An 18,947-nucleotide genomic window follows, 5' to 3' on the forward strand; every position below is an offset into this window, starting at 1 on the left:
CGATCCGAGAACCGACCAACCCCCGACGACTTCACCTGACCCGGCCTTGGCACAACCCATCCAACGACCAGACCCCAACAAAGTCACCGGTATTGGGACTAGGCGCGGTGTTCCGACCTCAGCTTCCTCCCGAGCGGCTTCGTGAAGTGGCCCGGGCCGCGGAGGAGTCAGGGCTCGAGGAGCTGTGGTTGTGGGAGGACTGCTTCCTGGAGGGAGGTGTGTCGACGGCCGCCGCCGCGCTCGCCTGGACCGAGCGGTTGCGGGTCGGGATCGGGTTGCTCCCCGTGCCGCTCAGGAACGTGGCCGTCACCGCCATGGAGGCCGCCTCGCTGGAGCGGATGTTCCCCGGCCGGGCCGTCCTGACCGTGGGGCACGGCGTCCAGGACTGGATGGGGCAGGTCGGCGCGCGGGCCGCCTCGCCCCTCACCCTGCTGGGTGAGCATCTCGACGCCCTGCGCGCCCTGCTGCGCGGCGAGCGGGTCAGTGTGAGCGGACGGTACGTCCGGCTGGACGACGTCGCTCTCGACTGGCCCCCGGAGCGGCCGCTCGGCGTACTGGCCGGCGCCACCGGCCCCCGCACGCTGCGTCTCGCAGGGCAGAAGGCCGACGGCGTCCTCCTCACCGCCTCCACCCCGCCGGACGGTGTACGGCAGGCCCGGCGGATCATCGACGAGGCGCGCCGGGAGGCGGGTCTCGTCGGACCGTACCGGTTCGTCGTGAACCTCCTCGCCGCCACCGGCCCGGACGCCGCCGCACGGCTGCGCGCCGAACTCGTCGCCGAGGGGCTGGAGTCGGTCCCGGACCTCGGGGTCGCGGGGGACGCGGGGGCCGTGGCCGCGGCGGTGCGCCGGCTGGCCGAGGCCGGTGCCGACACCGTCGTCCTGCAGCCGACGGGCGGCGAACCGGACCCCGAGGGCTTCGTGCGCTTCGCCGCGCGGGAGGTCCGGCCCCTCGTGCCGTAGGAGAGCCGCGCGAGGAGGGCGGCGTTGTCAGTGGCGGCTGCCACACTGCACCGCATGACCGACGAACACGACGATGTGCGTCTGCGTGAAGTCAGGGACGACGACCTCCACGTCCTCCACGACTACGAGAACGATCCGGAGGCCGTCCGGCGGTCGAGGTTCACTCCCCGGCCGCTGGACGCCTTCCTCGAGCACTGGCGGGAGCGGATCCTCCGCGATCCCGACAGCCTGGTACGCGCGGTCACCGTCGACGGCGAGGTGGCCGGCAGCGTCGTCTCCTGGACCGCGAAGGACGGGCGCAGATTCGTCGGCTACTGGCTCGGCCGCCGGTACTGGGCGCGTGGCGTGGGAACCCGCGCCCTCGGCCTCTTCCTGGAGTTGGAGCGGGTACGCCCCCTGTACGCCGACCCCTTCTCCGGCAACACCGCCTCGGTCCGCCTGCTGGAGAAGCACGGCTTCGAACACGTCGGCACCGACCGGGACGGCGACGACGTGTTCGCCGTGCTCGCCCTCCGGCCCCCTCCCGCGGAAGGCCGGTGACGGACACCGCGCCGGCCGCCGGCGGTCAGCCGCCCGCCGGACGGTGGGCGCCCGTGGCCCCGTCGATCAGTTCGCGCAGGATGTCCATGTGGCCGGCGTGCCGGGCCGTTTCCGTGGTCATGTGGACGAGGGTCCAGCGCAGGGAGACGGACTGGTCGCGCCAGGAGGGGCGGCCGAGGGCGTCCAGGGGCAGATCGGCGATCATCCGGTCGGCGGCGGCGCGGGCGCGGCCGTAGAAGGCGACGATCCGGTCCGTCGTCTCGTCCGGGGCGATCCGCATGTCCTCGCCCTCGTACGGGTCGAACCACAGGGGTTCCGCCTCGCCGCCGAACGTCTCGACGAACCAGCCGTACTCGACCGAGGCCAGATGCTTCACCAGGCCGAGCAGGGTGGTCCCGGTCGGTGTCATGGGGCGGCGCAGCTGTTCGTCGTCCAGGCCGTCGAGCTTCCAGAGCACGGCGTCCCGGTGGCGGTCCAGGCTCGCGCGCAGGATGTCCTTCTCTTCCGCGGCACTGCCGGCGGGTGAGTTCGTCATGGACGCGGAAATTAGCAGGCCCCTGTGACAACGGGGCTGCGACGATGGCGTTCATGACAGAGGACAGCTCTCCCCGCTCCTTCGAGGACCTCGTGGCCGAGGGCGCCGCCGTGCCCACCGAGGGCTGGGACTTCTCCTGGTTCGAGGGGCGGGCCAGTGAGGCCCGGCCCTCCTGGGGGTATGCCCGTTCGGCGGGGGAGCGGCTGGGGCGGGCCGAGTCCGCGCTGGACGTCCAGACCGGGGGCGGGGAGGTGCTCGACTTCGCCCTGGGCCGGGCGGGGGCGAACCGGCCGCGTCTCATCGCCGCCACGGAGGGATGGCCGCCGAACGTCGCCAAGGCCACCGCCCTGCTGCGGCCGCGTGGCGTGGTGGTCGTCGCCGCCCCGGACGACGTGCCGCTGCCGTTCGCCGACGAGTCCTTCGAACTGGTGCTCAGCCGGCACCCGGTGATCCCGCACTGGGCGGAGATCGCGCGGGTGCTGCGGCCGGGCGGTACGTACTTCGCCCAGCACGTCGGGCCCAGCAGCGTGTTCGAGCTGGTCGAGTACTTCCTCGGGCCCCAGCCGGAGCCGGTGCGCCGGGGCCGTGATCCCGAGGGCGAGCGGAAGGACGCCGAGGCGGCCGGGCTCGAGGTCGTGGATCTGCGGGCGGAGCGGCTGCGGATGGAGTTCCACGACATCGCCGCCGTCGTGCACTTCCTGCGCAAGGTGGTCTGGATGGTCCCGGACTTCACCGTCGAGGCGTACGAGCCCCAACTCCGCGCCCTGCACGAGCGGATCGGGAAGGAGGGGCCGTTCGTGGCGCACAGCGCGCGGCATCTCTTCGATGTCCGGAAGCCGACCTCCTGAAAAGGAGGAGGAAAGCGGCTTTTTCGGCCCTTGGTTCACCTGCGGTTTCCCGGGGGTTTCCACATCGTTATGGGGGACGGTTCACATCCGTCTCATCCGTCACGTAGGTTCAGGCCAAGGTAATTCGCGTCAGCAAAGCTGCGCGGGCGGCACCGCGCAGTGGAGGGGGCTGCGCGGTGCTGCGACGCCCCGCGGATCAACGGTGGAACCGTCAAGCCTCCGTTCGCTCGCCCGGTAGCCCGTCGGAGGGACCCCGGGACAACTCGCCGAGCGTTCACCAAGACGGCCCAAAGCCTCTTGATCTCGCCGATCGCCACCCGATTTCCCTGGGAATCCGCTGTGAACCGGCCATGGGAAACCCCTGAATCCAGCGTTCCGCGCACACCTCGGCGTCGCCGGTCGATTCCGGAGAGTAGTTGTGGGGCGCCGATGCACGCGCCCGCCCTCACGAAGGGTTATGGTGGAAACCCCCCCTCGGGCCGGTCCGTCTCCCCCCCACGGACCGGCCCGTTTTTTCTTCGGGAACCACCCGGCCGAGGGCCGGCGTCCCCGCCCCGGGGGGCGAACCGCCGGCAGCGGTACCCTCGAAACCCGCCCAAACCCCGAAGGGTCTCTCCCGTGAACCTGCGCGACAAGCTGCGTGGCCTGCTCGTCGGGCTCTACGCGCGCCGGGTGGAAGGTCACCTGGACCACGCTCAGGTGCCCAAGCACATCGGCGTCATCATGGACGGCAACCGCCGCTGGGCGAAGGCGGCCGGTTCCACCACGGTCCACGGCCACCGGGCCGGTGCCGAGAAGATCGAGGAGTTCCTCGGCTGGTGCAGCGAGACCGATGTCGGGGTCGTCACCCTGTGGCTGCTGTCCACCGACAACTTCGACCGTCCGCAGGAGGAGCTGGTCCCGCTCCTCGGCATCATCGAGGACGTCGTGCGCACCCTCGCTGCCGACGGCCGCTGGCGGGTGCACCACGTCGGCACCCGCGACCTGCTGCCGGCCGGGATGCAGAGCGTCCTCAAGGAGGCCGAGGAGACCACCGCCCATGTGGACGGGATAGTGGTCAACGTGGCCATCGGTTACGGCGGCCGTCAGGAGATCGCCGACGCCGTGCGCTCCATGCTCCTCGACGCCCAGGGCAAGGGCGCGTCGCTGGAGAGCCTCGCCGAGTCCGTCGACGTCGACATGATCGGCCGTCACCTCTACACGGGCGACCAGCCCGACCCGGACCTCGTCATCCGCACCAGCGGTGAGCAGCGGCTGTCCGGATTCATGCTCTGGCAGACCGCCCATTCCGAGTACTACTTCTGCGAGGTCTTCTGGCCGGCCTTCCGCAAGGTGGACTTCCTGCGTGCGCTGCGCGACTACGCCGCACGTCACCGCCGTTACGGCGGCTGACGCCGCACACCGCCCACACCTCAAGCCCCGCCGGCCACCACACCGGCGGGGCGTCCCGTATACCCCGGTTGGGTGGGAAGTAACAAGGAGTTCACCGGTGCGCTGTCGGCCACTTCTGCATGGTGGCGCTTTTCGCAGGGCATAAGGCAAGCAGGTCGACGCCCGAACCACGGGTGTCGGATCTCAGCGGGCGGCACGGGGCCGTCCGCCCGGGAGGCCCTTTGCACCAGCCCGACCGTGCGGTCACCGCACGGAAGCAGCCGCGGAGGTCCGGTGTCCGGCCCGTCCTGCGCGGGGGCCGGGGACCGGTCGCAACGCTCCCGCCCTCCCGGCCCGGCTTCCGCTTCGTCGCTCCCCGACCTCATCCGAGGGGGTACGTCCTTCCGTGGTGACCAGCACAAAGCGCCACAAGCCAGATCGGCGCACTTATGTTCTCGACACCAGCGTCCTGCTGGCCGACCCCAACGCCCTGACCCGCTTCGAGGAGCACGAGGTCGTGCTCCCCGTGGTCGTGGTCACGGAACTGGAGGCCAAGCGGCACCATCCCGAACTCGGGTACTTCGCCCGTCAGGCCCTGCGCCTGCTGGACGACTACCGGGTGAAGCACGGTCGCCTCGACGCCCCCATCCCGATCGGCGAACTGGGCGGAACCGTCCGTGTCGAGCTCAACCACTCGGATCCCAGCGTGCTGCCCACCGGCTACCGCCTGGGGGACAACGACTCACGCATCCTCGCGGTGGCCCGCAACCTGCAGGCCGAGGGGTACGACGTCACCGTCGTCTCGAAGGATCTGCCGCTCAGGATCAAGGCCTCCTCGGTCGGCCTGCTGGCCGAGGAGTACCGGGCCGAGCTCGCCATCACGGAGAACTCCGGCTGGACCGGAATGTCCGAACTGACCCTTCCGGGTGAACAGGTGGACCTCCTCTTCGAGGAAGGGCACGTGTACGTCCCGGAGGCCTCCGGTCTCCCCGTGCACACCGGTCTGACCATCCAGTCCGAGCGCGGCAAGGCGCTCGGCCGGGTCACCGCCGAGGGCAACGTCCGGCTGGTGCGCGGCGACCGGGAGGCGTTCGGCATCAAGGGCCGCAGCGCCGAGCAGCGCATCGCGCTCGACCTGCTGCTCGACCCGGACGTCGGCATCGTCTCGATGGGCGGCCGGGCCGGCACCGGCAAGTCGGCGCTCGCGCTGTGCGCGGGCCTGGAGGCGGTCCTGGAGCGCCGTCAGCACCAGAAGGTGATGGTCTTCCGGCCGCTGTACGCGGTCGGCGGGCAGGAGCTCGGCTATCTGCCGGGCTCCGAGGCCGAGAAGATGAGCCCGTGGGCCCAGGCCGTCTTCGACACGCTCTCCGCCGTCACCAGCCGCGAGGTCATCGAGGAGGTCACCGCCCGGGGCATGCTGGAGGTCCTGCCCCTGACCCACATCCGGGGCCGTTCCCTCCACGACGCCTTCGTGATCGTGGACGAGGCGCAGTCCCTGGAGCGGAACGTGCTGCTGACCGTTCTGTCCCGGATCGGCGCCAATTCCCGGGTCGTTCTGACCCATGACGTAGCGCAGCGGGACAATCTGCGGGTCGGCCGCTACGACGGTGTCGTGGCCGTGGTCGAGAAGCTGAAGGGGCATCCGCTCTTCGCCCATGTCACGCTGACCCGGTCCGAGAGGTCCCAGATCGCGGCCCTTGTGACCGAAATGCTCGAAGAGGGCCATATCTGACGGGAGTAGTCCCGTAGGCGCCGTCCGGCAAAGGTCAAGAGCCTAGCCGGGCGGCGCCTTGGTGTGTGGGGGTTTCCTGAAAACCCCTGGGCCAAACGAGGTGTGAGCTTTCACACGCAACTCGGAATTGCCACCCGGTGTCTGGTTACGGCAGAGTCTCACTCCTGTCAGGCCCCGCATACGACACACCTGTACCCCTGGGGGTACCCCCACGCCCTTGGCGGTGGGGGAGGTACGGCACCACAGAAGCAGCGCTCCAACTCCATAGCGTCGTCGTATGCCGCCCGCGCACCACGCGGCGCTCTCCGTAGGGGAGTTGCCCACCGGGCCCGCGCCTCCCGTGACCCCGCAGTTGGGAGGCCTGTGCCAGGGGCACGATTGCGTCCGCCAGGGTCACCGAAGCGGGCGATGCTGGAAGGAAATCGTGTGAGCCGGATTTCGGTCCGGGGATTCGCAGTGGCCTCGGCCACCGCGGTCACCGCCGTCGGAAGCGTCGTCGGTGTTGCCTCGGGTAGCACCGCGCAGAACAACGACGCCGAGGCGACGGCAGCCGACACCACGCTCCTCGCGGACATACCCGCGGGTCAGCAGGCCCAGGTGCAGACCGCGTCCCTGACGCAGCAGGCAGACGCGCAGGCCATCGCCGCTGACGCGAGTGCCAAGAAGGACGCCGAGGAAGCCGCCCGCAAGGCAGCCGCCGAGACCGCGGTCGCCAAGAAGGTGGCCGCCCAGAAGGCCGCCGAGGCAGCCGCCAAGGAGCGCGCCGAGGCCAAGGCCGCGGCCACCCGCTCCACCCGGGACTCCTCCAGCTTCCCGGTGCAGAGCAGCTACAGCGTGGCGCAGATCCAGGCGATGGCGCGTCAGATGGTCGCCGGCGACCAGTTCCAGTGCTTCAGCAACATCGTGGACCACGAGTCCAGCTGGAACTACCGTGCCGTCAACGCCTCCTCCGGCGCCTACGGGCTCTTCCAGGCGCTGCCCGGCTCCAAGATGTCGTCCGTCGGCGCCGACTGGCAGACCAACCCGGCCACCCAGATCAAGTGGGGCCTCAACTACATGAACGGCCGCTACGGCAGCCCGTGCCAGGCCTGGTCGTTCTGGCAGGCCAACCACTGGTACTAGAGCGCAGGCACCCGCCCCGTCCACGGGCCGGCCCCCGTTCAACCCCGCGCAGCCCCTCTCCGTCCTACGGGGAGGGGCTTTCGCACTGTACGGTCGTACGCGAACGGCTCCCGGGTGAGCGGTGGCGTACACCCGGGAGGCGGGGGAAGAGGACGGATCATGTCGCGAGTGCCAGGGTGGCTGGGCCGGCTGGGTGCCGGACTGACCGAGATGAGTGAGCGGTTGGACGAGCGCCGCGCCGAAGTGGAGAAGGACACCGGGTCCGAGCCCGTCGCCGGCCGGAGGGCCGACCGGCCCGCCGACCCGGTACCGCCCGCACCCCGGTCGGCCACGGCGCCCGCACCCCGTCCGGCCGGATCACGGCCCGACCCGGCCCAGGCGGTGCCCTGGGGCGTGCGGGTCGCGGCGGAGGCGGGCTGGCGCCTGCTGGTCCTGGCCGGCACCGTATGGGTCCTGATGCGGGTCATCAGCGCCATCCAGCTCGTCGTCTTCACCTTCGTCATCGCCCTGCTGGTCACCGCGCTGCTCCAGCCGACGGTCGCCCGGCTGATGCGGCACGGGGTGCCGCGCGGCCCGGCCACCGCGCTGACCGCGATCCTCGGCTTCGTCGTCATCGGCCTGATGGGCTGGTTCGTGACCTGGCAGGTCATGGAGAACATCGACACCCTCTCCAACCAGATCCAGAGCGGCATCGACGACCTGCGCAACTGGCTGCTGAAGAGCCCCTTCCACGTCACCGACAAGCAGATCAACCAGATCGCCAAGAACCTCCGCGAGGCCATCGGCGCGAACACCGACCAGATAACGTCCGCAGGGCTTGAAGGTGTTCAGGTCGTCGTCGAGGCGCTGACCGGCATCCTGCTGGTGTTCTTCTCGACGCTGTTCCTGCTCTACGACGGCAAGCGCATCTGGCAGTGGTTCCTGAGGCTGGTACCCGCCGCGGCCCGCCCGGGCGTGGCCGGCGCCGGCCCGCGCGCCTGGCGCACCCTGACGGCGTACGTCCGGGGCACGGTGCTGGTGGCCCTCATCGACGCCATCTTCATCGGCATCGGCATCTACTTCCTCAATGTGCCGATGGCCGTCCCGCTGGCCGTCTTCATCTTCCTGTTCTCGTTCATCCCCCTGGTCGGCGCCGTCGCCTCCGGAGCGCTGGCGGTGATCGTGGCCCTGGTGACACAGGGCGTCTTCACCGCGCTGATGACCCTGGTGGTCGTCCTCGCCGTCCAGCAGATCGAGGGCCACGTCCTGCAGCCCTTCATCCTGGGCCGCGCGGTCCGGGTCCACCCGCTCGCCGTCGTGCTCACGGTGGCGGCCGGCGGCATGGTGGCCGGCATCGGCGGCGCGGTGGTGGCCGTACCGCTGGTGGCGGTGACGAACACGGTGGTGGGGTATCTGCGCTCGTACTCGGCGGAGGTGGCCGCGGACCAGGGCGGGCCGTCAGCCGTAGAGGACGACCAGGGCGGCGAGGAGCAGCCCGGCCGAGGCGGCGAGGGCCCAGAACCGGTAGCGGTACCAAGCGGCGAGCGCGACGGAGTATGACCACGCCCCACCCGTGAGGGCGACGGCCCACCAGCCGGCCGCCGCGTGCGCCGCCGAGAGGACGATCGGCGCCGGCAGGAGCGTCGGCGGGACGACGGCGAGCCGCGGCCCGATGCCGAGCCTCTTGTACACGGCGAGCAGCACGGTGAGGGAGACCGCGAACAGGAGCGGGACGGCGGTCAGGTTCCAGCCGGTGAAGCAGAGGCCGTCGGTCGTCCGGCAGTTCCGGTCGCTGCGCAGGCCCACCCAGGAGAGGTAGGCCAGGGCACCGGTGGCCAGAACGGCTCCGGTGACGGCGGCGCCCAGGAGCCGCGGCAGGGCGGACGCCGGTTCCGTGCGGGGGGTGGTCATGTCCCGCAGCCTTCCGTACGCGAGGGCCAAGGGCCTGAGTACGGCTACTCAGGCCTCCGGCGGTGGCCGGTCAAGGCTGCCGCAGGGGCTGTTCCGGGGTGTCCGAACGCACGACGGCCCCCGCCCATCGGATGGGCGGGGGCCGTGATGTTCCGGAGCGGTTACTCGGCCGCCTCGGCCAGGGCCGCCTCGGCGTCGAGGGTCACGCCGACGGCCTGGACCACGGACGCGATCTTGAACGCCTCCTGGACGACGTCGCGCTCGACGCCGGCCTTGCGCAGCACCTGCTCGTGCGAGTCGAGGCACATGCCGCAGCCGTTGATCGCGGAGACCGCGAACGACCACAGCTCGAAGTCGACCTTCTCCACGCCCGGGTTGCCGATGACGTTCATCCGCAGACCGGCGCGCAGGGTGCCGTACTCGTGGTCGGACAGCAGGTGCCGGGTGCGGTAGAAGACGTTGTTCATCGCCATCACCGCGGCGGCGGCCTTGGCGGCCGTGTACGCCTCCGGCGACAGGTTCGCCTTCGCCTCCGGCTCCAGCTCACGCAGCACGATCGGGGAACGCGAGGCGATGGCGGTCGCCAGCACCGTGCCCCACAGCTGCTGGGCGGGCAGGTCGGAGTTGCCGATGACCGAACCCAGGTTGAGCTTCAGGTCCTTGGCGTAGTCCGGGACGCGGGACTTCAGCGAGTCGAGCGACATGGGTCACTCACCGGCCAGCAGCGCGACCGGGTCGAGCGTCTCGTCGCCCTTGCTCCAGTTGCAGGGGCACAGCTCGTCCGTCTGCAGCGCGTCGAGGACCCGCAGGACCTCCTTGGGGTTACGGCCGACGGAACCGGCGGTCACCATGGAGAACTGGATCTCGTTGTTCTGGTCGACGATGAAGACGGCGCGCTTGGCGAAGCCGTCCTCGCCCTCGATGCCCAGCTCGCGCATCAGCTCGTGCTTGGAGTCGGCCATCATCGGGAAGGGCAGGTCACGCAGGTCGTCGTGGTCCTTGCGCCAGGCGTGGTGGACGAACTCGGAGTCACCGGAGAAGCCGAGGATCTGGGCGTCGCGGTCGGCGAACTCGTCGTTCAGCTTGCCGAACGCGGCGATCTCGGTCGGGCACACGAAGGTGAAGTCCTTGGGCCAGGCGAAGACGATCTTCCACTTGCCCTCGTAGGTCTTGTGGTTGATCGTGTCGAACTCCTCGCCCTTCTCCAGCGAGACGCAGGCGGTCAGTTCGAACTCGGGGAACTTGTCACCGACAGTGAGCACACGCTCTCCTTGCAGCGAGGCAGCGCCCGGATCGCGGGCACTACCCATGGGTTGGACTTTGTCGATGTTGGCACAGGGTGCATTGATACGAGAAATAGCTACACTCGGTCGTGTTGATCGGAGGTATCTATCAGTGACCGTAAGTAGCGCGAGTGGTAGGCGGCGCCAGCCCAGCCTGTCCCAGCTCCGTGCCTTCGCGGCCGTGGCCGAGCATCTGCACTTCCGGGACGCGGCCGCGGCGATCGGAATGAGCCAGCCCGCCCTGTCCGGCGCGGTCTCGGCGCTGGAGGAGATCCTGGGCGTGACCCTCCTCGAGCGTACGACCCGCAAGGTACTGCTCTCGCCCGCGGGTGAGCGGCTGGCGGTACGGGCGAGGGCGGTGCTGGACGAGGTCGGGGCGCTGCTGGAGGAGGCCGAGGCGGTCCGGGCGCCGTTCACCGGCGTGCTGCGGCTCGGGGTGATCCCGACCGTCGCGCCGTATCTGCTGCCCACCGTGCTGGGCCTGGTCCACGAGCGGTACCCGCACCTCGACCTCCAGGTGCACGAGGAGCAGACCGCCAGCCTCGTCGAGGGCCTGCAGTCCGGCCGCCTCGACCTGCTGTTGCTGGCCGTCCCGCTCGGTGTCCCCGGCGTGACCGAACTTCCGTTGTTCGACGAGGACTTCGCGCTCGTCACCCCGCCCGACCACCGGCTCGGCGGCCGCGACGGCATCCCCCGCGAGGCGCTGCGCGAACTCAACCTGCTGCTGCTGGACGAGGGCCACTGCCTGCGCGACCAGGCCCTGGACATCTGCCGGGAGGCCGGGCGGGAGGACGCGCCGGTCACCACCACGGCCGCCGGGCTGTCCACCCTGGTGCAGCTCGTCGCGGGCGGCCTCGGCTGCACCCTGCTGCCGCGCACGGCCCTGAAGGTCGAGACGACCCGCGGCAGCCGGCTCCTGACCGGCTATTTCGCCGATCCCGCCCCCAGCCGGCGGATCGCCTTCGCCATGCGCACCGGCGCCGCCAGGGGAGCGGAGTACGAGGAACTGGCGGCGGCCCTGCGCGAGGAGCTGCGGCCCCTGCCCGTGCGGGTGCTGGACGCCTGACCGCCCTGCCGGGGGCCCGACGGCGCCCCGCACGGGCACGCCGGGCGCCTACTCGGTGCGCAGCCCGTCCGGCCGCATCAGCCTCAGCAGGGGCGGCAGGCTGAGCAGGGTCACCGCGAGCACCACCGCGGCGCCGGCGCCGGTCATGGACAGCACGCTCGCCCAGTCGACCGTCACCGGGGTCGCCGTCATCTTCAGCAGCACCGCGCCGAGGGTGAGGCCGACCACCGAGGACAGCAGCAGCCCGAGGACGATCGGGACCGCCGTCTGCCACAGCACCGACAGGCCCAGCGTGCGGCGGCGGGTGCCGAAGGCGACCAGCGAGGACAGCAGCTTGCGCCGCTCGCGGAGCTGCTCCAGCTGCGAGACCAGCAGGCTCGCGCCGATCAGCGCCAGCACGCAGACCGCGCCGACGAACAGGCCGGTGCGCAGCGAGGTGTACTTCGTGGACTCCTCGGTCGCCGTCCAGGTGAACACGTCCGCGGCCGCGTCCGCCCGGGCGGCCGTGTTGCGCACGTGCTCCGCCGCGTCCGGCACCGACTCGTCGGTGCGGACGAAGATGTGGCCGCGCAGCGCGGGCCGTGCCTTCGCGGGCAGCGCGGACGGCGTGACCAGCAGGCCGTTGGCCGCGCTCTGCAGCGAGTCCTCGCGGTAGGGCACCTGCCGGAGACCGGGCGGCAGTTTCCAGGGCACCTGTAGGCCGGGCTCGTCGGAGTAGCCCGGGTCGAGGTAGAGCTGCCGGCCGGGCCGTACGACGGCTCCGACGGAGGCGTTGTACGCGGCGTCGTAGTGCGGGTTGCGCAGCTTGAACACGTCACCGTCCCGGCAGGAGGACAGCCGGGCCACCTCCCGCAGGGCGGCGCAGTCACCGACCGTGAGGTCGACCAGGTTCTCCGGGTCCCGGCGCCTGTCCGCGGCCGACGCGGTGGACAGCACCACCGATACCCGCACGCCCTCGGTCCGCCGGAACGCCTCGCCGACGGCGGCGGCGTTCCCGCTGTCCGGCAGCGTGACCTCCATCGACGCCCGGCCCGGGTCCCGGCCGGTGTTCTTGGTGTACTGGCTCTCCACACCGGCGAACAGCATCTGCAGCGCGATCGCGCCGGCCACCGCCACCGCGATGCCGTTGACCATGCGGGCCGCCGTACCGCTGCTCAACTGCAGCCGTCGCACCGCCAGTTGCCAGGAGACCGGACCGGCGCCGAGCCGGGCGACGACCCGCTCGACGAACCACGGCAGCAGCGCGGTCACGCCGACCAGCAGCAGCAGGACGCCGCCGGTCACCAGGTACTGGTTGAAGCCGCCGCTGTCCCGGCCCTTGCCGACCATCGGATACAGCAGCGCCAGGCCTGCCAGCGGCAGCAGCAGCCGCCACCACAGGCGGCGCCGGGCCGGCCTGGCCGTCCGCACCACGCCGAGCGGCTCCACCACCACGCCGCGCATCGCGAGCAGTGTCACCAGCACCGCGGACGCCGGCACCGCGACCGCGACCAGCGCGACGAGCGCGGGGGAGGGGTTGAGGTAGCTGGGGAACACGCTCTCGCCCAGCACCTCCACCGAGCCCGCGATCTGGCGTCCGATCAGGAAGAAGACCGTACCGACGGCCAGTCCGAGCAGGGCCCCGGCCAGTGCCTCGCCCGCGGCGATCCGCCGGGTCATCCCGCTGTCGGAGCCCACCAGCCGCAGTGCGGCCAGCCGGCGGTCGCGCCGCTCGCCGCCGAAGCGCACGGCCGCGGCGATGAACACGGCGACCGGCATCAGCAGCACCACGAACACCACCAGCACCATCAGCAGCAGCACCGGGTCGGCCTTCTCGGTGGTCGGGTGCGGATCGCCGAAGTGGACCAGCCGGTCCACCCGTACGCCGCCGCCCGCGTCGGGGTCCAGGCCCCTGGCGCCCGCGTAGTAGGCCAGCTCCTGCGAGCCGATCAGCCCGCTCTCGCCGATCGCCCCGACGACCCGGTAGGGCAGCCGCTCGCGCAGCAGCCGGGCGCCGTCCGAGGCGAGCAGCTCCCGCAGGGCGGGGGAGACGACCATCTCGCCCTTGGCCGGGAAGCGCCCGAGACCGGGCGGCAGCGGCGCCCGCGAGCCCTCGGGTTCGAGGAGCCGGCCCCGGACGTTCTTCGAGTGCCACTGGGTGTCGGTCGCGGCGACCAGCACGGTGTTGCCGGCCCTGGGGCGGGTGGTGCTGGAGAACGTGTAGTCGTAGCGGGCCTCCTCGACCCGGTGGCGGGCGGTGAACACGTTCGGCAGCGCGGTGGTCAGCAGCAGCAGGGTGACGCCCAGCCCGACGCCGACCGCCGTCAGTGTCATCCGGACCCAGCCCTCACGCCCGCCGGTGACGGCGAACCGGGCGCCCATGGCGAGATCCCTGAACATCCCCCGCGCCCGGCTCCGCTCGCGCGGGAGGTTTCCCGTCCGGGGCTTCATATGGCCCGCTCCATGTCCCGGGACCTGCCGTCGCGCACGACGATCTCGCGGTCCGAGTACGCGGCCACCCGGGCCTCGTGAGTGACCAGCACCACGGCCGCGTTGGTGGAGCGGGCCGCGTCGGTGAGCAGCTCCATCACGCGCTCCCCGTTGAGGGAGTCCAGCGCGCCGGTCGGCTCATCGGCGAACAGCACCCGGGGGCCGGTGACCAGCGCCCGCGCCACGGCGACCCGCTGCCCCTGACCGCCGGAGACCTCGCCGGGCCGCTTGCCCCTGAGGTCGTCCACCTCGAGCCGCTCCATCCAGCCCAGCGCGGCCCGTTCGGCCTTCTTGCGGGAGGTGCCGTTCAGCCGCAGCGGAAGCGCCACGTTCTCCACGCAGGTCAGCTCCGGCACCAACTGCCCGAACTGGAAGACGAATCCGAAGTCGCTGCGGCGCAGCGCGCTGCGCTCGACGTCGCTCATGGTGGCGAGCTCCCGCCCGGCGTACGTGATCGAGCCCGAGTCGGGCGGCACGATACCGGCGAGGCAGTGCAGCAGCGTGGACTTGCCGGACCCGGAGGGGCCCATCACCGCGACGACCTCGCCGGGGTGGATGGAGAACGCGGCGCCGTCCAGGGCGAGCGTCGGGCCGTAGGCCTTGCGCAGGTCCTCGGCGGCGAGCAGGGAGCCGGGGGGAGGGGTCACCGGGCCACCTCCGCACGGAGCTTGTCCAGCCGGGCGGCGGTCAGTTCCAGCCAGCGCAGGTCGGCCTCCAGGTGGAACAGGGCGTGGTCGCAGATGAGCTGGTCCGCGAGGTCGCCCTTGCGCTTGCGGTCGGTGAGGATGCGCATGCTGCGCAGGTGCTCGGCGCGCTGGGTGTCCAGGATGTCCGCCGCGTTCCGGTGGGTCAGCAGCGCGAGGACGACCTTGGTGTAGAGGGTCGACTGGAGGTACTCCTCCGGCTTCTCCGGGGTCGCGAGCCACTGCTCGACATCGGTGACGCCGGCGTCGGTGATGGCGTACCGCTTGCGCTCGGGCCCGCCGCCCGACTCGATCCCGTCGACTTCCACCAGCCCGTTCTTCAGCAGCCGGGACATCGTCGAGTAGACCTGGCCGTAGTGCAGCGGCCGGTCGTGACCGAACTTCTCGTCAAAGGCCCGCTTCAGGTCGTAGCCGTGTCGGGGGCCGGACTCCAGGAGCCCTAGGAGGGTGTGACCGATGGACATGCGAGCACTCTACACACGGTGTATACGCCGGGTGTATACGCGGAGTGTCCAGTGCCTGGCGCGCGGTGTCGGGGCGCAGGTGGGAGCCGATTGTCCTGATTCGGTAACGACAGCGGCCCGCCCTCGCGTGCGCGGGGGCGGGCCGGCCGGGGCGTATAGCGGCCTCAGCGCGCCGGCGGCCCGGCGCCCGGACCGCCCGGCGGCCGTCCGCGGCGGGGCAGCGGACCGGTGTCCCGCGGCAGGCGCCCCGCCTCCGACAGCGCCTTGCGCAGCAGGAACTCGATCTGCGCGTTGGCCGACCGCAGTTCGTCCCCGGCCCAGCGCGCGAGGGCGTCGTACACGGAGGGGTCCAGCCTCAGCAGCACCTGCTTGCGCTGCTGAGGCCGTCGCCTGGGTGTCTCCTCCGACGGATCCGTCACTGGTAGAGGGTCCCGGTGTTGAGCACGGGCTGCGGGGCGCGGTCCCCGCACAGCACCACCATCAGGTTGGAGACCATCGCCGCCTTCCGTTCCTCGTCCAGCTCCACGATGTCCTGCTCCGCGATCCGGGAGAGCGCCGCCTCCACCATGCCGACCGCGCCGTCCACGATCTGCCGCCGGGCCGCGACGACCGCGCCGGCCTGCTGGCGCTGGAGCATCGCCGAGGCGATCTCGGGAGCGTACGCGAGATGCGTGAAGCGCGACTCGATGACCCGCACTCCGGCCGCCTCCACCCGCGCCTGGAGTTCGACGGCCAGCTTCTCGGTGATCTCCTCGGCGTTGCCGCGCAGCGAGAGGCCGTCCTCCTCGTGGGCGTCGTAGGGGTACTCGATGGCGATGTGCCGTACGGCCGTCTCGGTCTGGGTGGCGACGAACTCGGCGTAGTCGTCCACCTCGAACGTGGCCTGCGCGGTGTCCTGGACCTTCCAGACCACGACCGCGGCCAGCTCGATCGGGTTGCCGTAGGCGTCGTTGACCTTCAGTACGGCGGTCTCGTGGTTGCGCACGCGGGTCGAGATGCGGGTGCGTGAGGTGAAGGGGTTCACCCAGCGCAGGCCGTCCTGCCGGATCGTGCCCCGGTAGCGGCCGAAGAGCTGGACCACGCGGGCCTCGCCGGGCGCGACCGTGTTCAGGCCGCGCATCGCGATCACCGCGGCCAGGAGGACGAGCACACCGCAGACGACGAGCCCACCCTTGGTGCCGTCCGCGGTCACCGCCGAGGCGGCCGCGAACAGGGCCGCGGCCGCGGCGAGCCCCAGCAGGCCGAGGAGCAGGGCGAGACCGCCGCCGATGCTGTGGGCCTGGAACTCGCGCACGCGCGGCGCGGGCATCTCGGGTATGTCGGCGGCCGCGGCCGTGTCGTGCCCGGCCGTGTGGTGTGCGGACATGGAGGCTCCCCCGTTCTCGAAGACGTCCGGCTTCCCCGGACGTCTAGCTTCCTTCTAGCTAAGTGATATCACTTTAGGCTTTCGGGCAACCCGACGCCAGTGTCAGTCGTCGGTTCCCTTGAGGCGGGTGCTGATTCTCACGTCCGTAAAAGAGCGGATCGGACGCCCTTTGTCATATAGACGGGTGTTAGCTTTCGGAGCTGACCACTGAGACGGAAGCGGGAGCGTAGGACTCATGGGACGAGCGGAAGAGAGACGAGCGCGACAGCGTGGTGGTCGCCGCGCGGCGCCCAAGCGCCACCGCTCACAGCCCACGGCCGAATCCGCGGCGGCGGCGCCCGGCGGCAAGCCCGCCAAGGGCCGAATACGCAGGCTGTTCACCTGGAAGAAGATCCTCGGCACGTTCTTCGGACTGTGTCTGCTGTCCATCGGCGCCTTCATCGCGCTGTACATGGCGGTCGACGTGCCCGTCGGCAACATCGCCGCCCAGCGGCAGAGCAACGTCTACAAGTACAGCGACGGCAGCATCCTGGCCCGCGACGGCAAGGTCAACCGCGAGATCGTGGACCTGGACAAGGTGCCCAAGGGCGTCCAGCGGACCTTCGTGGCGGCCGAGAACAAGTCCTTCTACACCGACCCCGGAGTGGACCTCAAGGGCACCGCCCGAGGCCTGGTCAACACCCTGTCCGGGCGGGGCAAGCAGGGCGGCTCCACGATCACCCAGCAGTACGTCAAGAACTACTACCTGAACCAGGACCAGACCGTCTCGCGCAAGCTGAAGGAACTGGTCATCTCGCTCAAGGTGGAGCGCGAGAAGTCCAAGGACGACATCCTCGCCGGCTACATCAACACCTCCTACTACGGCCGTAACGCCTACGGCATCCAGGCCGCCGCGCAGGCCTACTACCGCGTCGACGCCGAGGACCTCGACGTGCAGCAGGGCGCCTACCTCGCCGCCCTGCTCCAGGCGCCCAGCCAGTACGACTGGGCGGCCGCGACCCCCACCGGCAAGCGGCTGGTCAAGGCGCGCTGGAACTACGTCCTGGACAACATGGTCGAGGAGAACTGGCTGCCCAAGGCCAAGCGCGACGCCATGACGTTCCCGGTGCCGAAGGAACCCAAGGGCGCCCCGGGCATGGAGGGCCAGAAGGGCTACCTGGTCACGCTCGCCAACGCCCAGCTCGCCCAGAAGCTGATGCGCGACGAGGGCCTGTCCAGGTCCGACGCGGCGGCCAAGGTCGACAGCCAGGGCTGGACCATCACCCTGAACGTCAGCCGCAAGAAGCAGGCCGCGCTGGAGAAGGCGGTCAAGGAGCGGCTGACCGGCAAGCTGGAACCCAAGAAGCGCAAGGTCGACAACGACGTCCAGGCCGGCGCCGTGTCGGTCGACCCGAAGACCGGCAGGATCGTCGCGATGTACGGCGGCGAGAACTACTTCGACCACTGGACCAGCAACGCCACCCGCCGGGACTACCAGCCCGCGTCCACGTTCAAGCCGATCATCCTCGCCGCGGCGCTGGCGCAGAACGCCACCACGCAGGAAGGCAAGCCGATCGCCGCGAACACGGTCTACGACGGCACCAGCCGCCGCCAGGCCGTCGACCACGGCGCCAAGGTCGGCTTCGCACCGCCCAACGAGGACAACCGCGACTACGGGCCCATCACCGTCCAGCAGGCGATGAACCAGTCCGTCAACTCCGTCTTCGCCCAGATGGGCGTCGACGTGGGCATGGACAAGGTCATGAGCACCGCCAAACAGCTCGGCATGGACACCGAGGGCATGCAGGCCGTGCCCGCCCAGACGCTGGGCTCCATGGGCGCCAGCCCGCTGGAGATGGCCGGCATCTACGCCACCTTCGACAACCACGGCCGCGAAGTGACGCCGAGCATCGTCAAGTCGGCCGAGCAGAAGGGCCGGTCGGTCGAGATGCCCGACCCCGTCGGCGACCAGGTGATCAGCCGCACAGTCGCCGACAGCGTGACCTCGGTGCTCACCGGCGTGGTCGACGACGGCACCGCCCGCACCTCCGTGGCGCGCAACCCGCTGCGCAACGGCCAGCAGGTCGCCGGCAAGACCGGTACCTCCGACTGCAACCGCTCCGCCTGGTTCACCGGCTACACCCCCGACCTCGTCACCTCCGTCGGCCTGTTCGGCGAGGCGGCCAAGTCCGGCGGCACCGGCTGCGACGGCAAGCCGGTCAAGAAGAACGACCACGTCTCGCTCAGCGGCGCGATGGGCGGCGGCCGGGTCAACGGCGGCGGCCCGCCGGCGGAGATCTGGGCCGCCTACACCTTCGGTGTCACCGACAAGTCCGCGTTCGACCTGGACACCACCCAAGGCGCGGCCGTCGAGCCGACGGACACCCCGACGGTCAGCGAGTCGCCGTCCGACACCCCGTCGAGCTCACCGAGCAGCGAACCGCCGGTGTCCGAGTCGCCGTCGCAGACGCCGTCCCAGACCCCCTCGCGGACGCCGAGCCAGTCACCCTCCCAGTCGCCGTCCCAGAGCCCGTCCAGCGGCCCGCCGTCGGCGCCCGTCACGGAGGATCCGCTCGACCCGGCCGACGACTTCGGCCAGTAGACACACGACAGGAG

Annotated in this window: 19 protein-coding genes; 10 read left to right on the forward strand and 9 right to left on the reverse strand. The window is 71.0% G+C overall.

Going from position 1 to position 18,947, the window contains the following annotated elements:
- Positions 1–35: 35 nt before the first annotated feature.
- Entirely contained in the window at positions 36–962 is a 927-nt protein-coding gene (locus tag AB0924_RS08570; RefSeq protein WP_366911115.1) for an LLM class flavin-dependent oxidoreductase, read from the forward strand.
- Positions 963–1,016: 54 nt separating this feature from the next.
- The gene (locus AB0924_RS08575; RefSeq protein WP_358927404.1) at positions 1,017–1,502 is read left to right on the forward strand and encodes a GNAT family protein; all 486 of its coding nucleotides are present in this window, start codon (positions 1,017–1,019) and stop codon (positions 1,500–1,502) included.
- Between the two features lie 25 nt (positions 1,503–1,527).
- On the opposite strand, the gene AB0924_RS08580 is transcribed toward AB0924_RS08575, so the two are convergent.
- The gene (locus AB0924_RS08580; protein WP_358927405.1) at positions 1,528–2,037 is read right to left on the reverse strand and encodes a DinB family protein; all 510 of its coding nucleotides are present in this window, start codon (positions 2,035–2,037) and stop codon (positions 1,528–1,530) included.
- Between the two features lie 53 nt (positions 2,038–2,090).
- On the opposite strand from AB0924_RS08580, the gene AB0924_RS08585 reads away from it, so the two are divergent.
- The 6 genes from AB0924_RS08585 to AB0924_RS08610 all read left to right on the forward strand — a co-directional run bounded on the left by AB0924_RS08585 (position 2,091) and on the right by AB0924_RS08610 (position 8,649).
- Positions 2,091–2,885 carry a class I SAM-dependent methyltransferase gene (locus tag AB0924_RS08585; RefSeq protein ID WP_366911000.1) on the forward strand — a complete coding sequence of 265 codons (795 nt, stop codon included), beginning with the start codon at positions 2,091–2,093 and terminating at the stop codon, positions 2,883–2,885.
- Positions 2,886–2,915: 30 nt separating this feature from the next.
- Positions 2,916–3,008, forward strand: coding sequence for an H-X9-DG-CTERM domain-containing protein (locus AB0924_RS08590; protein ID WP_358927407.1), 93 nt, complete (start codon positions 2,916–2,918; stop codon positions 3,006–3,008).
- Between the two features lie 495 nt (positions 3,009–3,503).
- Positions 3,504–4,277 (forward strand): isoprenyl transferase, encoded by a 774-nt coding sequence (locus AB0924_RS08595; RefSeq protein WP_358927408.1) that lies wholly within the window; start codon positions 3,504–3,506, stop codon positions 4,275–4,277.
- Between the two features lie 385 nt (positions 4,278–4,662).
- The gene (locus tag AB0924_RS08600; RefSeq protein ID WP_199211820.1) at positions 4,663–5,988 is read left to right on the forward strand and encodes a PhoH family protein; all 1,326 of its coding nucleotides are present in this window, start codon (positions 4,663–4,665) and stop codon (positions 5,986–5,988) included.
- Positions 5,989–6,396: 408 nt separating this feature from the next.
- Positions 6,397–7,110 (forward strand): lytic transglycosylase domain-containing protein, encoded by a 714-nt coding sequence (locus AB0924_RS08605; RefSeq protein ID WP_366911001.1) that lies wholly within the window; start codon positions 6,397–6,399, stop codon positions 7,108–7,110.
- A 159-nt stretch (positions 7,111–7,269) separates the two neighbouring features.
- On the forward strand, positions 7,270–8,649 hold the full coding sequence (locus AB0924_RS08610) for an AI-2E family transporter (RefSeq protein WP_358927410.1): 1,380 nt from the start codon (positions 7,270–7,272) through the stop codon (positions 8,647–8,649).
- On the opposite strand, the gene AB0924_RS08615 is transcribed toward AB0924_RS08610, so the two are convergent.
- The 3 genes from AB0924_RS08615 to AB0924_RS08625 all read right to left on the reverse strand — a co-directional run bounded on the left by AB0924_RS08615 (position 8,548) and on the right by AB0924_RS08625 (position 10,262).
- Positions 8,548–9,000 (reverse strand): hypothetical protein, encoded by a 453-nt coding sequence (locus AB0924_RS08615; protein WP_366911002.1) that lies wholly within the window; start codon positions 8,998–9,000, stop codon positions 8,548–8,550. The two genes, AB0924_RS08610 and AB0924_RS08615, sit on opposite strands and share 102 nt — an antisense overlap.
- Before the next feature lie 161 nt (positions 9,001–9,161).
- Positions 9,162–9,704: an alkyl hydroperoxide reductase gene (locus tag AB0924_RS08620; protein ID WP_358927412.1), complete on the reverse strand. Its 543-nt coding sequence runs from the start codon at positions 9,702–9,704 to the stop codon at positions 9,162–9,164.
- Positions 9,705–9,707: 3 nt separating this feature from the next.
- Complete coding sequence (locus tag AB0924_RS08625; RefSeq protein ID WP_358927413.1) at positions 9,708–10,262, reverse strand: peroxiredoxin; 555 nt, start codon at positions 10,260–10,262, stop codon at positions 9,708–9,710.
- Between the two features lie 133 nt (positions 10,263–10,395).
- On the opposite strand from AB0924_RS08625, the gene AB0924_RS08630 reads away from it, so the two are divergent.
- Positions 10,396–11,349: a LysR substrate-binding domain-containing protein gene (locus AB0924_RS08630; protein ID WP_358927414.1), complete on the forward strand. Its 954-nt coding sequence runs from the start codon at positions 10,396–10,398 to the stop codon at positions 11,347–11,349.
- Between the two features lie 48 nt (positions 11,350–11,397).
- Here the strand turns inward: AB0924_RS08630 and AB0924_RS08635 are convergent, their stop codons facing one another.
- The 5 genes from AB0924_RS08635 to AB0924_RS08655 form a co-directional block, all read right to left on the reverse strand.
- Entirely contained in the window at positions 11,398–13,779 is a 2,382-nt protein-coding gene (locus AB0924_RS08635; RefSeq protein WP_366911003.1) for an FtsX-like permease family protein, read from the reverse strand.
- Positions 13,776–14,465, reverse strand: a complete 690-nt coding sequence (locus AB0924_RS08640; RefSeq protein WP_366911004.1) for an ABC transporter ATP-binding protein — start codon at positions 14,463–14,465, stop codon at positions 13,776–13,778. Before AB0924_RS08640 ends, AB0924_RS08635 begins: the two co-directional genes overlap by 4 nt.
- Positions 14,462–14,986 carry a PadR family transcriptional regulator gene (locus tag AB0924_RS08645; protein WP_366911005.1) on the reverse strand — a complete coding sequence of 175 codons (525 nt, stop codon included), beginning with the start codon at positions 14,984–14,986 and terminating at the stop codon, positions 14,462–14,464. Before AB0924_RS08645 ends, AB0924_RS08640 begins: the two co-directional genes overlap by 4 nt.
- 164 nt (positions 14,987–15,150) lie before the next feature.
- A complete protein-coding gene (locus AB0924_RS08650; RefSeq protein WP_358927418.1) occupies positions 15,151–15,405 on the reverse strand; it encodes a hypothetical protein in 255 nt (84 codons plus the stop codon).
- A complete protein-coding gene (locus tag AB0924_RS08655) occupies positions 15,402–16,352 on the reverse strand; it encodes an SPFH domain-containing protein (RefSeq protein ID WP_358927419.1) in 951 nt (316 codons plus the stop codon). Before AB0924_RS08655 ends, AB0924_RS08650 begins: the two co-directional genes overlap by 4 nt.
- A gap of 235 nt (positions 16,353–16,587) precedes the next feature.
- Between AB0924_RS08655 and AB0924_RS08660 the strand changes: the two genes are divergently transcribed.
- Complete coding sequence (locus AB0924_RS08660) at positions 16,588–18,933, forward strand: transglycosylase domain-containing protein (RefSeq protein WP_366911006.1); 2,346 nt, start codon at positions 16,588–16,590, stop codon at positions 18,931–18,933.
- Positions 18,934–18,947: the final 14 nt, after the last annotated feature.

Source organism: Streptomyces sp. NPDC047869 (assembly GCF_040704065.1).
Classification (GTDB): Bacteria; Actinomycetota; Actinomycetes; order Streptomycetales; family Streptomycetaceae; genus Streptomyces.